Origin of the sequence: Streptomyces sp. NPDC056373 (genome assembly GCF_042262425.1) — a bacterium.
Classification (GTDB): Bacteria; Actinomycetota; Actinomycetes; order Streptomycetales; family Streptomycetaceae; genus Streptomyces.
Map to the genome: position 1 here is coordinate 205,248 of NZ_JBHJPX010000005.1, position 15,104 is coordinate 220,351.

The following is a 15,104-nucleotide window of genomic DNA, read 5'->3' on the forward strand; positions in this document are numbered from 1 at the left end:
CCCGGAACAGAGGCCATGTATACCTGTTAGGTATGGGCGATACTAGGGCCTGGAGCACATTGGACCGGACAGGAGGACTGCACGCGTGCGCCTGCCCCTCCTGGCCCTCCTCGCCCGCGGGCCCGCCCACGGCTACGAGCTCAAGCAGGACCTTGAGCAACTGCTGGGCTCCGCGTACCCTCAGCCGAACGTCGGCCAGATCTATGTGACCCTCGGCCGCCTCGAGAAGTCGGGACTGATCGAGGGCGAGGACGTGGCGCAGTCCAGCCGGCCCAACAAAAAGGTCTACCACCTCACCGACGCCGGGCGGGAGGCGCTGCGCGCCTGGTTCGAGGAGCCCGAGGACGAGCCACGGGTACGGGACGACTTCTTCATGAAGCTGGCGCTCGCCCCGCAGACCGGCCTCGCCGAGCAGATCACCCTGATCAACCAGCAGCGGCGCCAGTACCTGAACACCATGCGGCAGCTGTCGAAACTGGCCGGCGCCGAAGACCGCGACAACCGCATCGCCCATCTGCTGATCGAGGGCGCGATGCTGCACCTGCAGGCCGACCTCGACTGGCTGGAGCGGTGCCAGGAAGAGCTGGAGGAGCTGGAGTGAGCGACGAGCGTCCCGCTCCTGCGCTGCGCGCCGAGGGGCTGGTGAAGACCCACCACGGCGAGGGCGCCCCGGCCCACGCCGTGCGCGGGGTCGACCTGTGCGTACGGCCCGGCGAGTTCGTGGCGATCACCGGCCCGTCCGGCGCGGGCAAGTCGACGCTGCTGCATCTGCTCGGCGGGCTCCAGCGGCCGGACGCGGGCAGCATCTGGCTCGACGGCGAACGCACGGACGCCTACAGCGAGGCCCGCTGGGCGGTGGAGCGCCGGAAGCGCATCGGCATCGTCTTCCAGTTCTTCAACCTCGTCTCCAACCTGTCCGTCGCCGACAACGTGGAGCTGCCCGCCCTGCTCGCCGGGACCCCGCCGAAGCAGGCGCGCACCGAGCGCGAGGCGCTGCTGGCCGAGCTGGGCCTGACGGGCAAGGAGCGCAGCATGCCGGGTGAGCTGTCCGGCGGTGAGCAGCAGCGCGTCGCCCTGGCCCGGGCCCTGGTCAACCATCCGCCGCTGCTGCTGGCCGACGAGCCCGCCGGCAGCCTCGACAGCAAGGGCACCCGCGAGGTGATGCGGCTGCTGTCCCGTTTCCACCAGCGCGGCCAGACGATCGTGCTGGTCACCCATGACGCCCGGCTGGCGAGCTCCGCGGACCGGGTCATCAGCTTCTTCGACGGCAGGATCGCCGACGACGCGGCTCTCGACGGCGGCGGCACCCCGCCGCGCCGCTCCGGCATATCCGGTGTGCTGGAGCTGAAGGACTGACATGCGGGTGCACGACGATCCCCGGAGGGGCTGACCCGTATGCGAGCCACCCTGCGCTGGGCCCACTCCGATCTGCGCACGCACCGCGGCGAGGCGCTGTTCCTCGTCCTCGCCACCGCCGGCATCGTCGCCTCCCTGCTGCTGGCCACGGCCCTGTTCGGCTACGCGACCAACCCCTGGCAGCGCGTCTTCACGCAGTCGCACGGCGCGCACGTGTGGCTGCACACGGACACGGCGGCCGACACCGGGAAGCTGGCCGGTCTGGACGGTGTGGAATCCGTCGTCGGCCCCTATCCCAGCGCCGCCACCACCGTCTCCGCACGCGGCAGCCGTGCCGCCGTGGAACTGCGGGGCATGCCGGAAGGGTCCTCCGACGGCCGCCCGCCGCTGGTCTCCGGGCACTGGCCGACCCCGTCGCATCCGAACGGTGTGGTCCTGGAGAGCCGCCTCGCCCGGGCCCTGCTGGCCGGGCCCGGCGACACCCTCGACGTGCCCGGCACCGCTCGCGAGCTGACCGTCGTGGGCCTCGCCGACAGCGCCGAGCCGCGCTACCGGCCCGGTGAGCAGCCGGGCCTGGTGTGGGCGCTGCCGTCGGCCGTGCCGGATCCCGGCGGCCAGGTGATCGGGCTGCGGCTGACGGACCCGGGCGACACGTCGTACATCGTCCAGCGCGCGGTGACCGTGCTGGGCTCCGGGGCGATCGGCGAGGTCTCCACCTGGCAGCAGGCGCGGGCCGAGGCGCAGGGCGACAACCGGCTGCTCGGTCAGGTGCTGGGACTGTTCGGGCTGGGTGCGCTGGTCGCGGCGGGACTCGCCGTGCACGGGGCGATCGGCACCCGCATCCGCGGGCACCTGCGCGACCTGTCCGTCCTGAAGGCCATCGGCTTCACCCCCGGCCAGGTGGTCCGCATCTTCCTGCTCCAGCACCTCGCCTACGCCCTGCTGGGCGCCCTGGCCGCCGCCGCTCTGGCCGAGGCCCTGGGCAGCAGGATCCCCGGGCGGCTCGGGGACGCGGTCGGCGTGTGGCAGGGACTGCCCGGCCACACCGCGGCGCTGCTCGTGGTGCCGGTGGGCGCGGTGCTGTTCATCGGTGCGACCACCGGGCTGGCGGCCTGGCGGGCCGGGCGCGTGCCGCCGGTACCGGTGCCGAGATCCGCAGCGCCCTCGGGAGGACGGCTGTCCGGTGTGGCGCGCCGGGCCCTCGGCGTACGGATTCCGCCCGCGCTGGTGCTCGGATGGCACCGGGCGTTCACCCGCCGCCCCCGGTCCCTGGCCACCGTCGCCCGGCTCACCCTGCCCCTGCTGCTGATCGTCGTGGCGGTGAGCGCCTGGACCACCCTCGACCGCTTCCACAGCGAGCCCGAGCGGATCGGCCTGCCCACCACGCTCAGCGTCCGCGCCGACGCCGGAACGGGCGAACAACAGACCCGCTCCCTCCTGCAGAGCGACCCGGAGGTGGCCGCCGCCTACCCGGGCATCGAGACGGCCGCCCTGGGGCCGAGCCAGACCGCGACCATCGCGCTGCGCGGCCTCGGCACCCGGCAGGACCCCTACCCCTACACCCTCGCCGAGGGCCGTCCCGCCCGCGCCACCGACGAGGCCGTGGCCGGGCAGGGGCTGCTGGACCTGCTGGACGTGCGCGTGGGCGACTGGGTCCGGATGACCGTCGGCGACCAGCCGCAGATCCTGCACATCGTGGGCCGCAGCATCGAGCCGGAGAACGCCGGCCGGGTCATCTCCACGTCCCTCGACACCCTCCGCGAGAACAACCCGGGACTCCGCCCGACCCTCTACGAGCTCCGCCTGGACCCGGGCGCCGACCCGCAGGAGGTCGCCGACCGGCTCGCCGCGGCGGGGCACGGCCATCTGGACGTCCACAGGGTCGCCAACCCGGCGGACGGCCTGTCCCCGCTGCGCGCGGTGGTCGCCTGGCTGATCGCCGTGCTCGCCCTCATCGGGCTCATCGAGCTGCTGACCGCGATCGGCGGCACCGTCCGGGAGAGCGAACGGGACCTGCTGGCGCTGAAGGCCATCGGCCTGTCCCCACGGCAGATCACGGCGATCACTGTCACGGCCACCGGTCTCACGGCCCTGGCTGCCGCCCTCGCCGCCATCGCCCTCGGCCTGCCCCTCGCCCGGTGGCTGATCGACGCCCAGGGCAGGTCCAGTGGCATCGGCTCCGGGATCGCCCAGGGGCCCTCGGCGATCCTCATGGTGCTGCTCGGCGCGGCGGCGGTGCTCTGCGCCGCCGCGCTGGCCGCCCTGCCCGCGGCCCGGGCCGCCCGGCGGCGCCTCGCGGACACGCTGAGCGCGGTGGCCTGACGCCTGCCTGCCGCCGATACCGGCCGGGAGTCAGCCTCCGTAGGGCTGCTGCGGGTGGTAGGGGTGCTGGGGGTGCTGGGAGTGCGGGGCGTACGGGGCCTGAGGGTGCGGGGCGTACGGGTGCTGTCCGCTCGCCGCGTAGGGATGCCCGTACGGGTTCCCCTGCGGCGGCAGGTGGGGCGAGCCCGCCGGGGGCATCGGCGGGACCGGGCCGGGCAGGGGAGGGTGTGTCGCCGGATGGGCGGTCAGCCGGATTCCGTACCGCCGCTTCAGCCGCCCCATCTCCACCAGCGCAATGGCGGTGACCGTCACCGGCGCGCCCAGGATGAAGACGATGCCCAGGGTGAGACTGAGCCCGTGCAGATCACCGGTCACGAGGTCCGGGACGGCCACCAGCCAGCTGGTCACCATGGCGAGCAGCGGCGGCAGGCAGCGGTGCACGGCGGCCGTGCCGAAGAAGTTGCCCGACACCCGTACGGCTCCGTAGGCCGTGAAGGCGAGCAGCCACAGCATCGTCATGCCGCAGCCGATGATCACGGCGATGCTCGCGGACGCGTTCACCGTCCGCACCAGCAGCAGGACGGTCGCCACGCAGCCGACGAACAGCACGAGCAGCGCGAGGGAGCTGAGCAACGGCCTCCGCAACTGCCGGACCGTGCCGCCGCGCCGCCAGACCCACAGCATCACCCCGACCGTGAGCGGGGTGAGGAAGAGCAGGACGACGGAGGCCGTCATCGCGTTCTCCAGCAGCTCGGTGAGGTCGAAGCCGCCTTCGACGAAGGTGTAGACACCGAGCGAGGCGACCGCCCCGGCGAGGACACGGAACCGTTTCAGCCGCTCCACGGACGGGTCGAGCGGCTGCGGGATCCAGGCGGGGTGGAACACCGCCCGGGCCACGTCCTGGGGTTTCAGAACGGACCCTGCCGTCAGCGTGCCGCCGGTCCAACTTCCGCGTGTGCGTGCCACTTCGCGCTCCCCCGAGCACTCGCCGTGATGATCGTCCGGGAGTCTACGGGAAGCGGACGGCGCGCTGCCGCCCGCCTCCCGCCCGGCCGTGACTACCGGCCGCGCAGCTCCCGGTACGTGGCGACCAGCGCCTTGGTGGAGGCGTCCAGGCCCTCGACTTCGGCGCCCTCGGTCAGGGCGGGCTCGACGCGCTTGGCTAGGACCTTGCCCAGCTCCACGCCCCACTGGTCGAAGGAGTCGATGTTCCACACCGCGCCCTGCACGAACACCTTGTGCTCGTAGAGGGCGACCAGCTGACCGAGGACGGAGGGCGTCAGCTCGGGCGCGAGGATCGTGGTCGTCGGGTGGTCGCCCTGGAACGTCTTGTGCGGCACCAGTTCCTCCGGCACTCCCTCGGCCCGCACCTCCTCGGGGGTCTTGCCGAAGGCCAGCGCCTGCGTCTGCGCGAAGAAGTTGGCCATCAGCAGGTCGTGCTGCGCCTTCAGCTGCTCGCTCAGCTCGCCGACCGGCCGCGCGAAGCCGATGAAGTCCGCCGGGATGAGCTTCGTGCCCTGATGGATCAGCTGGTAGTAGGCATGCTGCCCGTTGGTGCCCGGCGTGCCCCACACCACCGGCCCGGTCTGCCACTCCACTGGCTTCCCGTCGCGGTCCACCGACTTGCCGTTGGACTCCATGTCGAGCTGCTGGAGGTAGGCGGTGAACTTGGACAGATAGTGGCTGTAGGGCAGCACCGCGTGCGACTGGGCGTCGTGGAAGTTGCCGTACCAGATGCCCAGCAGGCCCAGCAGCAGCGGCACGTTGGACTCGGCGGGTGCGGTCCGGAAGTGCTCGTCGACGATGCGGAACCCGTCGAGCATCTCGCGGAAGCGGTCCGGGCCGATGGCGATCATCAGGGCCAGGCCGATGGCGGAGTCGTAGGAGTAGCGGCCACCGACCCAGTCCCAGAACTCGAACATGTTGGCCGTGTCGATGCCGAACTCGGCGACCTTCTCGGCGTTCGTCGACAACGCCACGAAGTGCTTGGCGACGGCGGCGTCGTCACCGAGCGCGTCCAGCAGCCAGGAACGGGCGGACGTGGCGTTGGTGACCGTCTCGATGGTGGTGAAGGTCTTGGACGCGATGACGAACAGCGTCTGTGCCGGGTCGAGGTCCCGGACCGCCTCGTGCAGGTCGGCGCCGTCCACGTTCGACACGAAACGCACCGTCAGCGAGCGGTCCGTGAAGGCCCGCAGCACCTCGTACGCCATTGCGGGGCCGAGGTCGGAGCCGCCGATGCCGACGTTGACGATGTTCCGGATCCGCTTGCCGGTGTGACCGGTCCACTCGCCCGACCTCACGCGGTCCGCGAAGGCGGCCATCTTGTCGAGCACGGCATGAACGTCCGGCACCACGTTCTCGCCGTCGACCTCGATCACCGCGTCCCGCGGGGCGCGCAGCGCGGTGTGCAGCACGGCCCGGTCCTCCGTGGTGTTGATCTTCTCGCCGCGGAACATGGCGTCCCGGAGCCCGAAGACGCCGGTGGCGGCGGCCAGTTCGCGCAGCAGCCGCAGGGTGTCGTCGGTGACGAGGTGCTTGGAGTAGTCGACGTACAGGTCGCCGACCCGGAGGGTGTACCCCGTGCCACGGCCGGCATCGGCGGCGAACAGCTCGCGCAACCGGACGTCGCCCAGCTCCTCACGGTGCTTGGCCAGTGCCGTCCACTCGGGCGTCTGGTTGAGTCTGGTACGGCCGTCTGCGTTCATCTGGGACTTCAGCCTTCTTCCTTGCCTGCCTGTGCTGCCGCGTACCTGCCCCGCTGCCGGTCCAACCTAATTGATCAGCGGTTGCCGTGGCCTGTCGTCGCGCCGTCGTCCGGCGCAACAACAGGTACGTCCGACCGGCGCGCGGGTATCAGCGCGGTGACGGACAGGACGAAGAAGGCGGCCGCGAGCAGCGCGGTGGTGTTCTCCCCCCAGGCGCCGGCGACGGCTCCGCCCAGCAGCGCGCCCAGGGGCGCGCCCGCGACCGCGAGTGTCCGGAAGGCGGAGCTCACGCGGCCCAGCAGCTCGACGGGGGTGCGCTGCTGCATCAGCGTCGTGGTGTTGACGTTCCACACCATCCCCATGAACCCGAAGACGGCCAGGGCGGACACCAGCGCGACCATGCTGCGCACCGAGCCCATGACGAGGAGGGCGGCGGTCTGCGACGTCCCGGCGGCGAGCACCAGGCGCATCCGTCCGAAGCAGGTGACGAGTCGGCCGCCCGCCGCTCCCCCGGCCAGGCTGCCGACCGTGTACGCGGTCATCGCCACCGCGTATCCGGTGTTGCCCGCGTCGAGCCAGCCGGTCACCAGGATCACGAGGGTGGCGATGAGGGCGCCCATGCCGATGTTGCACAGGGCGGTGGCGGCGCACAGTCCGCGCAGGGCCTTGTCGCGGGTCAGGACGCGCAGCCCCTCGGCGATGTCCCGTCGCAGGGTGCTGCCCGTCGGCCGCGGCTCACGGTCCGGCCCGGCGGCCGGCAGCGTGGCGATGAGCGCGGCGGCCACCAGGAAGGTCACCGCGTCCGCCGCGAACGGCACCGCCACCCCGGCGGCCAGCAGCAGCGGCACGACCGGCCCGCCCAGCAGGCCGCCCGCGATGCGCTGGCCGGTCAGCAGCCGGGCGTTGGCACTGCCCAGCGCGTCGCGGTCGACCAGGGCGGGCAGCAGCGCGGTGGCGGCGTTGTCGAAGAGGGTCTGGAGGGTGGTCAGCGCGAAGGCCAGCACGATCAGCAGGGCGATCGAGGCGTGGCCGAGGGCGACGACCACCGCGAAGGCGGCGACCAGCAGCCCACGTGAGACCTCCACCATCCACATGGCCCGCCGCTGGTCCACCCGGTCGGCGACGGCCCCGCCGAGCAGGCCGAAGACGATCCAGGGCAGATAACCGCAGGCCGTGACGGAGGCTATGAGCAGCGGATCGTCGGTCAGTGTGACGGCCACCAGGGGCAGTGCCGCCGTCCGCAAGGCGTCACCGAAGCTGGACAGGACGGCGGCGCTCCACAGCCGCCCGAACCCCCCGCGCCACGCGGGCGCGCGGACTCCGCCAAGCCTTTCGAGCAGGGAGGTACCCCCGCCCACCTCGCCCGTCGCCACTGTTCCCCCTCATGGTTCGTCCGATGCACAAACCGTAGAGGGCACCACTGACAATCGGTCCGCGAGCAACTCCGGCCGGGCACCTGTCGGTGCCCGGCCGGTCTCGACTTCTAGATCTCGCCCCGCAGTTTGGCGAGCGCCTCGGCGAGGATCGCCTCGCCGTCCGCGTCGCTGCGCCGCTCCCGCACGTACGCCAGGTGGGTCTTGTAGGGCTCGGTGCGTGGCGGGTCCGGCGGGTTGTCCCGGTCCTGGCCCGCCGGGAAGCCGCAGCGAGGACAGTCCCAGGTGTCGGGCACCTGCGCGTCGCTGGCGAAGCTCGGCTGGGTCTCGTGTCCGTTGGAGCACCAGAAGGAGATGCGCAGCCGCGGCGCGGACTCGCCGCGCTCGGCCTCGCCCATCGGCCCCGCCCCGACCCGGCTTCCCCGGATCGCGTTGCCACTTGCCACGGTCGTAACTCCCTGCGTGATGGTGCCGCGAAGCGAGTCGGCGTTCCGCTTCGCCGCGAGCGCCTCAGTCTACGTAAGGCCCAACGCGCGTCCAGTGATTGGAGTTACAACCCTCACACCTGGACGCAAGCCCCATGATAGGCCGCGCTCAGCTGCGCGTACCGAACATGGGGCCCGACGTACGAGTTCCGTGCGGATCGTGGCTCGCTCAGTTGTTCACCTTCATCAGGATGCCGAGTACGACGATGCACGCGAACCACAGCAGACCGATCACGACGGTGATCCGGTCGAGGTTGCGCTCGGCGACCGAGGAGCCGCCGACGGAGGACTGCATGCCGCCACCGAACATGTCGGAGAGGCCGCCGCCCTTCCCCTTGTGCATCAGCACCAGCAGCATCAGCAGCAGGCTGAAGACGATCAGGGCGATCGAGAACCCCAAAACCACGGCTGGACCAACTTCCTCGGATTCGGATGGACGACGCGGGGCCCAGCACAGCGCTGGACCCCGCAAGGGTACGACGGATCGCCGCTACCGCATACTCACTGGTCGCGGAAGCGCACGATCTTGACGAACTCGTCGGCGTCCAGCGAGGCGCCGCCGACCAGGGCGCCGTCGATGTCGGCCTGGGCCATGATCTCCGCGACGTTGCCGGCCTTGACCGAGCCGCCGTACTGGATGCGGACCTTGCCGGCCAGGTCCTGCGAGTACAGCTCGGCGATCTTGCCGCGGATCGCCGCGCAGACCTCCTGGGCGTCCTCGGCGCCGCAGACCTTGCCGGTGCCGATGGCCCAGACGGGCTCGTAGGCGATCACGACGGTCTCTGCCTGCTCGGCGGGGAGGTCCTTCAGACCGCCCTCGACCTGGGCGAGGGTGTGGGAGACGTGGTTGCCCGCCTCGCGGACCTCCAGCTCCTCGCCGACGCACAGGATCGGGGTCAGGCCGTGCTTGTACGCGGCCTTGACCTTGGCGTTCACCAGCTCGTCGGTCTCGGCGTGGTACTGCCGGCGCTCGCTGTGGCCGATGGCCACGTACGTGCACTTCAGCTTGGCCAGCATCGGGCCGGAGATCTCGCCGGTGAAGGCACCGCCGTCGTGCGCCGAGATGTCCTGGGCACCGTACTTGATCTTGAGCTTGTCGCCGTCGACCAGGGTCTGCACGGAGCGCAGGTCGGTGAAGGGCGGCAGGACGGCGACCTCGACGGCCTCGTGGTCCTTGTCGGCCAGGGCGAAGGCGAGCTTCTGGACGTGCGCGATGGCCTCGAGGTGGTTGAGGTTCATCTTCCAGTTGCCCGCCATCAGCGGCGTGCGCGTGCTCATAAAGGGTCAGTCCTCCAGTGCGGCGAGGCCGGGGAGCGTCTTGCCCTCGAGGTATTCGAGGGAGGCGCCGCCACCGGTCGAGATGTGGCCGAATGCGTTCTCGTCGAAGCCCAGGATGCGGACGGCGGCGGCGGAGTCGCCACCACCGACCACCGTGAAGGCCTTCGAGTCGAGGAGAGCCTGGGCGACGGCCTTGGTGCCCTCGGCGAAATCGGGGTGCTCGAAGACGCCCATGGGGCCGTTCCAGAAGACGGTGGCGGCGTCGGTGATCTTCGAGGCGTACAGCGTGCGGGACTCGGGGCCGATGTCAAGGCCCATCTGGCCGGCCGGCATGGCGTCGGCGGCTACGGTGCTGGGCCGGCCCGGGGCCTTGGTCTTGAGGTCGGGGAACTCCGGCGCGACCACGACGTCCACGGGAAGGACCAGCTCGACGCCGTTCTTCTCGGCGCGCTCGATGTACTCCAGGACGACCGGGAGCTGGTCCTCCTGGACCAGGGACGAGCCGATCTCGTGCCCCTTGGCCTTGAGGAAGGTGAAGACCATGCCGCCGCCGATGAGCAGGCGGTCGGCCTTGCCGAGCAGCTGGTCGATCACGGCGAGCTTGTCGGAGACCTTGGCGCCGCCCAGGACGACGGCGTAGGGCCGCTTGACGTCGTCGGTGAGCTTCCTCAGGACGCCGACCTCGGTTGCGATGAGGTAGCCGGCGTAGTGCGGCAGACGGGCCGGGAGGTCGAAGACCGAGGCGTGCTTACGGTGCACCGCGCCGAAGCCGTCACCGACGTAGACGTCCGCGAGGGCGGCGAGCTGGTCGGCGAAGGTGCCGCGCTCGGCATCGTCCTTGCTCGTCTCACCGGCGTTGAAGCGCAGGTTCTCGACGACGGCGGCCTGGCCGTCGGCGAGGCCGGCGACGGTGGCCCGGGCGGACTCGCCGACCGTGTCGGTCGCGAAGGCCACGTCCGAACCGAGGAGCTCACCGAGGCGCGCGGCGGCCGGGGCGAGGGAGAAGGCCGGGTCCGGGGCGCCCTTGGGGCGGCCCAGGTGGGAGGCCACGACGACCCGGGCGCCCGCGTCGGCGAGGGCCTTGACCGTGGGCAGCACGGCGCGGATGCGGCCGTCGTCGGTGATGCGCGTGCCGTCCAGCGGCACGTTCAGGTCGGCGCGGACGAAGACCCGCTTGCCCGCCACTCCCCCGGAGAGGAGTTCGTCGATCGTCTTCATGAAGGGGACTCCTGAAAGAGCTCGTGATCGCTCGGAAGCGCTCGTGATCGAACAGCTCTGATCTGTACGTGAGTCAGGGCTCGGACGGCGCGTCCTCGCGCCGCCCGAGCCCTGCTCTCACATGGACGTGCCTGCTGGGTTGATCAGAGCTGGTTGCCGACGAAGACCGTAAGGTCCACGAGGCGGTTGGAGTAGCCCCACTCGTTGTCGTACCAGCCGATGACCTTCACGCTCTTGCCCTCCTGGACCATGGTCAGGGAGGAGTCGAAGGTGCAGGACGCCGGGGCGTTGACGATGTCGGAGGAGACGATCGGGTCCTCGGTGTACTCGAGGATGCCCTTGAGCTCGCCCTCCGCGGCCTTCTGGAAGGCGGCGTTGACCTCTTCCTTGGTGACCTCGCGCCCGAGCTCCAGGACCAGGTCGGTGACCGAGCCGGTCGGGACCGGGACGCGCATCGCGATGCCGTCCAGCTTGCCCTTGAGCTGCGGCAGGACCAGCGCGGTGGCCTTGGCGGCGCCCGTGGTGGTCGGAATGATGTTCTCGGCGGCGGCACGCGCGCGACGCAGGTCCTTGTGCGGGAAGTCCAGGATCCGCTGGTCGTTGGTGTACGCGTGCACCGTCGTCATCAGGCCCTTGACGATGCCGAAGTTCTCGTCGAGGACCTTCGCCATCGGCGCCACACAGTTGGTGGTGCAGGAGGCGTTGGAGATGACGTGGTGGTTCGCCGGGTCGTACTTGTCCTGGTTGACGCCCATCACGATGGTGACGTCCTCGTCCTTGGCCGGAGCCGAGATGAGGACCTTCTTCGCGCCACCGGCGATGTGCTTCTCGGCGTCGGCCTTCTTGGTGAAGATGCCGGTCGACTCGATGACGATGTCGACGCCCAGCTCGCCCCACGGGATGTCGGCGGGGTTGCGCTCGGCCAGGACCTTGATCGTCTTGCCGTCGACGGTGATCGTGTCGGCGGTGTGGGTGACCTCCTGCTTGAGGCGGCCCAGGATCGTGTCGTACTTCAGCAGGTGGGCGGTGGTCGCGGTGTCACCCAGGTCGTTGACAGCCACGATCTCGATGTCTGCACCCTGCTCCAGGAGCGCGCGGAAGTAGTTACGACCGATGCGGCCGAAGCCGTTGATGCCTACGCGGATCGTCACGAACCGATCTCCTCGTTGGTACGCCGGCCATGAAGTGCCGGCGAGCTCTGTTTGGGATGTCCCCGACCGCCTACGACCCTACCTCCCTGAAGGGCTGGTGGTGACATCCAGATGCCTCATACACGGCAGGGCGGTCCGTACCCGCCAGTAGGGGTACGGACCGCCCACCGCCGCAAGCAAGATCACTCGATTTCGCTACCTGACGGGTTCCCTGTTGACCAGGGAACTCACCCGTCGAGGGAAGCGAGTGCCTTCCTCATCAGCGCCGCCCGGTCGGCCGCGGTGGTGACGTGCTCCAGGCCGAAGCCCAGCAGCACGGTGTCGTCCGTGGTGACCGCGCCGTACGTCTGGAACAGGGCGCCGGTGCGGGCCCAGTCCTTGAGGACGGCCGGGCTGCCCGCGGGCGGTCCGGCCACCTTCCAGGCCCCGAGTGAGGTCTCGAAGCCCTCGGTCTCCTTCGCCGTGCCGCCGACGACGAGCGAGGCGTCGTCGGCGAGGACGCCGTGCCCGCCGCTGCCCGGGTCGGTGACGTAGCTGATGGAGAGCTCGACGGTCTTGCCGGCGTAGGCGCTCAGGTCGAAGTCGACCCGCTGCCAGCCGTTGGAGGCACCGGTGAGGCTGTTCCACGTGCCGGTGGTGCCGGTCGCGGTGCAGCCGTCGGCCGCCACCGTCAGGTAGTGCTTCAGCCAGGGGTGCTCGCCGACGTAGAAGCCGCCCTGGCACTCCGCCGGCACGGTGGCCTCGGTGGCGCCGCCCGCCTCGGGCAGGGTCGTCCAGTCGTCGGCGCCCGTGGTGCGGGCCTCGATGATGGCGTGGTCGTAGCCGGGCTCGGTGTCCCAGAGGAGCTGGGTGCGCAGGGTCGGCTGCTCGGCCGCGGTGGTACCGGTGAGGTCCACTGTGCGGGTGAGGCGCTTGTAGGCGTCGTCGGTGTGGACGGCTGCGGCCATAGATGAGCCCGCGTACGGCCCGTACGGGCTGACCGTGCCGGCGAACCGGCCGGCGCCCCGGCTCGCGAACTGCGGGAACGTGTCGGTGCGCAGTTCGTCGGAGGTGACGCTGTAGGTGCCGGCCTTGTCCAGAGGGTTGCCGGGGGCGGCACCCAGCGGGCTGGTGACGCCGCTCAGGTCGCCGGAGCCGGTGAAGCCGGTGGCCCCGGGGGTGGAGGTGCGGGTGTAGGCGCCCAGGTAGTACTGGCTGAAGTCGTTCGACAGCACACCGCCGCCGAGGTCGACGTTGCCGCCGGCCTGCTCTCCGGCCTCGATCAGCCGGCCGCCCTCGTTGAGGTAGGCCCGCAGCTGGAGCTGGGTCGCGTTACCAGGGACGCTCGCGCCCGTGTAGTGGACGACGGTGTCGAAGTGGCCCAGCACACCCAGTGCGTCCGGCACGCCCTGCTTGGCCACGTCCCAGACGACCGCCTTGCGGCCGCTCGCCTTGAGCGCGTCCACATAGGTCTGCGCCTGCGTGGCGGCGACGCCCTCCTCGGCGACCACGAGGGTGTTCGCCCGGGGCCGCTCGGCGACGGTGTAGGTGAAGCGCTCGCTGGAGAGCTTCTTGCCGTTCTTCGCCTCGCCGGTGAACCACACCTCGACCTTGTCGCCCGGTTCGCCGTCCCTGACCTTGGCCCGGTACTCGTCGAAGTAGAGGTTGTCCTCACCGCCGTAGGTCTCGCCGCCCTTCCAGGGCTTGAGCGCCATGTCCCAGGTGCGGCCGCCGTTGACGCGGTACTTGAGTTCCTTGTCGCGCACCGACTTCCGTACGACGACGGAGACCTCCTGGTCGGCGCCGCGGGAGAACGACGTGGTGAACGCGGCCGGGGTGAAGTCGGCGGCGCTCAGGCCGACCGACGAGGACGGCCGGTCCGGGTGTGCGGCGGACTCGGCGACGGAGAGCGCGAACGGGACGTTCTTGGCGAACTCCTGCTGGATCAGCTTCTCGTCGTCCGGGAAGGTGAAGACCGACTGGCAGTCGGAGGCCTTCCATTCGTCGTTCGGGTCCAGGTCGGAGGCCGTCTGGCAGGTCGACATCTCGGGGGTGAACATCGCCAGACCGTTGACGTTGGCCGCGTGGCCGTCCGCTTCACCGTTGGTGGTGTACAGCTCGGACGAGATCTGCGGGTGGTAGCCCGGGATCGCGGAGTTCTCGGGTGTTCCGGCGAGCGCCCTGTACAGGACGTCGTCCGGGGTCTGGGTGGCCACCTGCCAGCCGACCCCGTAGAGGAGGAGTTCGGCGGCGGAGTGGTAGTTGATGCCGTACGTGAAGCCGATCCGCTTCTGGAAGGCGTCCAGGGCCTTCGTCTCCGGCTCGGAGCCCGGGCCCGCGCCGCGGTAGGTCTGGCTGGTGGGGTTGGGGGACGAACCCTCGTCGTCGTAGCCCCACTTGTAGGCGAAGTTGCGGTTGAGGTCGACACCGTCGCCGGTGGTGATGGCACCGTCGCCGTTGACGTCGCGCAGGTTCTTGCGCCACTGGCGGTTGGCGGGGTCCGCGAAGGTGTAGTCGTAGCCGTCGGGGTTGGCCGACAGCAGGAACCACAGTTCGGTGGAGTCGACGATCTTCTTGACGCGCCGGTCCTTCTTGTAGTTGTCCAGGTAGTGGTGCATCAGACGCCGGGTCATCTCCGGCGTGATCCACTCGCGCGCGTGCTGGTTGGACATGTAGAGGACCGAGGGCTTGGAGCCGTCCTTCGTCTTCTTCGCGCCCTTGGTGAGCTTCAGCGCGAGGACGTCCTGGCCCTTGACCGTCTTGCCGATGGAGACGACCTTGGTGAGGTCCGGGTTCTCCTGGGCGGTGCGCAGGAGTTCTTCCCGCAGCCCGCCCTTGCCGCTGTACGGGCGGAACACGCCCTCGGCGGCGTTCTCGACCCGGGCCGCGGCCCGGCTGGAGAGTTGGTGCTCGGTGAGGTCGACGCCCTGTTTCTCCAGCTTCTTCGCCTGCTGGTCCGTCAGATAGACCTCGACGGTCGCGGTGCCCTTCGCGGGCACCCGCTCGCTCAGTTCGTGACCGTCCTGGCCGGCCGCCAGCAGCAGGGGTACCTGCTTCTGGTCGACGTCGGCCCGGAAGACCTTGACTTCCTCCGGGTCGGACGGGGTGGAGCTCCCCGGTTGTGCCTGGGCGATGGGCGCGAAGCTCGCTCCGCCGATCAGGAGCGCGCCGACAGCGAGGATCGATCTCGCTCTTCGTCTCATGAACCCCCCTAGCGTAGGTCCGCCACAGCAG

Annotated in this window: 12 protein-coding genes; 3 read left to right on the forward strand and 9 right to left on the reverse strand. The window is 70.6% G+C overall.

What is annotated here, in order from left to right; all coding sequences use genetic code 11:
- Positions 1 to 85 precede the first annotated feature (85 nt).
- Genes ACFCXS_RS12415 through ACFCXS_RS12425 form a run of 3 tightly spaced genes read left to right on the forward strand, consistent with a single transcriptional unit; the run spans position 86 to position 3,678 of the window.
- Positions 86 to 601, forward strand: coding sequence for a PadR family transcriptional regulator (locus ACFCXS_RS12415; protein ID WP_376643207.1), 516 nt, complete (start codon positions 86 to 88; stop codon positions 599 to 601).
- Positions 598 to 1,356: an ABC transporter ATP-binding protein gene (locus ACFCXS_RS12420; RefSeq protein ID WP_376643208.1), complete on the forward strand. Its 759-nt coding sequence runs from the start codon at positions 598 to 600 to the stop codon at positions 1,354 to 1,356. The genes ACFCXS_RS12415 and ACFCXS_RS12420 overlap by 4 nt, the downstream gene beginning before the upstream one ends.
- A 39-nt stretch (positions 1,357 to 1,395) precedes the next feature.
- Positions 1,396 to 3,678 (forward strand): FtsX-like permease family protein, encoded by a 2,283-nt coding sequence (locus ACFCXS_RS12425; protein WP_376643209.1) that lies wholly within the window; start codon positions 1,396 to 1,398, stop codon positions 3,676 to 3,678.
- A gap of 30 nt (positions 3,679 to 3,708) precedes the next feature.
- Here ACFCXS_RS12425 and ACFCXS_RS12430 read toward each other — a convergent pair whose 3' ends face one another.
- From ACFCXS_RS12430 to ACFCXS_RS12470, 9 genes are all read right to left on the reverse strand, one after another.
- On the reverse strand, positions 3,709 to 4,644 hold the full coding sequence (locus ACFCXS_RS12430) for a hypothetical protein (protein ID WP_376643210.1): 936 nt from the start codon (positions 4,642 to 4,644) through the stop codon (positions 3,709 to 3,711).
- A 92-nt stretch (positions 4,645 to 4,736) separates the two neighbouring features.
- Complete coding sequence (gene pgi / locus ACFCXS_RS12435) at positions 4,737 to 6,386, reverse strand: glucose-6-phosphate isomerase (protein WP_376643211.1); 1,650 nt, start codon at positions 6,384 to 6,386, stop codon at positions 4,737 to 4,739.
- Between the two features lie 74 nt (positions 6,387 to 6,460).
- Positions 6,461 to 7,726 carry an MFS transporter gene (locus tag ACFCXS_RS12440; RefSeq protein WP_376643409.1) on the reverse strand — a complete coding sequence of 422 codons (1,266 nt, stop codon included), beginning with the start codon at positions 7,724 to 7,726 and terminating at the stop codon, positions 6,461 to 6,463.
- Between the two features lie 143 nt (positions 7,727 to 7,869).
- Positions 7,870 to 8,205, reverse strand: coding sequence for an RNA polymerase-binding protein RbpA (locus ACFCXS_RS12445; protein WP_003957010.1), 336 nt, complete (start codon positions 8,203 to 8,205; stop codon positions 7,870 to 7,872).
- A 208-nt stretch (positions 8,206 to 8,413) separates the two neighbouring features.
- Entirely contained in the window at positions 8,414 to 8,650 is a 237-nt protein-coding gene (gene secG, locus ACFCXS_RS12450) for a preprotein translocase subunit SecG (protein ID WP_094052663.1), read from the reverse strand.
- Between the two features lie 95 nt (positions 8,651 to 8,745).
- Positions 8,746 to 9,522, reverse strand: a complete 777-nt coding sequence (tpiA, locus tag ACFCXS_RS12455; protein ID WP_376643212.1) for a triose-phosphate isomerase — start codon at positions 9,520 to 9,522, stop codon at positions 8,746 to 8,748.
- 6 nt (positions 9,523 to 9,528) lie between these two features.
- Positions 9,529 to 10,740, reverse strand: a complete 1,212-nt coding sequence (locus tag ACFCXS_RS12460; RefSeq protein ID WP_376643213.1) for a phosphoglycerate kinase — start codon at positions 10,738 to 10,740, stop codon at positions 9,529 to 9,531.
- A gap of 143 nt (positions 10,741 to 10,883) precedes the next feature.
- A complete protein-coding gene (gene gap, locus ACFCXS_RS12465; protein ID WP_344456782.1) occupies positions 10,884 to 11,891 on the reverse strand; it encodes a type I glyceraldehyde-3-phosphate dehydrogenase in 1,008 nt (335 codons plus the stop codon).
- A gap of 227 nt (positions 11,892 to 12,118) precedes the next feature.
- Complete coding sequence (locus ACFCXS_RS12470) at positions 12,119 to 15,073, reverse strand: M14 family zinc carboxypeptidase (protein ID WP_376643214.1); 2,955 nt, start codon at positions 15,071 to 15,073, stop codon at positions 12,119 to 12,121.
- Between the last annotated feature and the right edge of the window lie 31 nt (positions 15,074 to 15,104).

Excerpts from the sequence above, each read along its gene's own strand:
- ACFCXS_RS12425 (WP_376643209.1), top strand. The coding sequence starts at position 1,396 with ATGCGAGCCACCCTGCGCTGGGCCCACTCCGATCTGCGCACGCACCGC.
- pgi (WP_376643211.1), bottom strand. The coding sequence starts at position 6,386 with ATGAACGCAGACGGCCGTACCAGACTCAACCAGACGCCCGAGTGGACG.
- tpiA (WP_376643212.1), bottom strand. The coding sequence starts at position 9,522 with ATGAGCACGCGCACGCCGCTGATGGCGGGCAACTGGAAGATGAACCTC.
- ACFCXS_RS12460 (WP_376643213.1), bottom strand. The coding sequence starts at position 10,740 with ATGAAGACGATCGACGAACTCCTCTCCGGGGGAGTGGCGGGCAAGCGG.
- ACFCXS_RS12470 (WP_376643214.1), bottom strand. The coding sequence starts at position 15,073 with ATGAGACGAAGAGCGAGATCGATCCTCGCTGTCGGCGCGCTCCTGATC.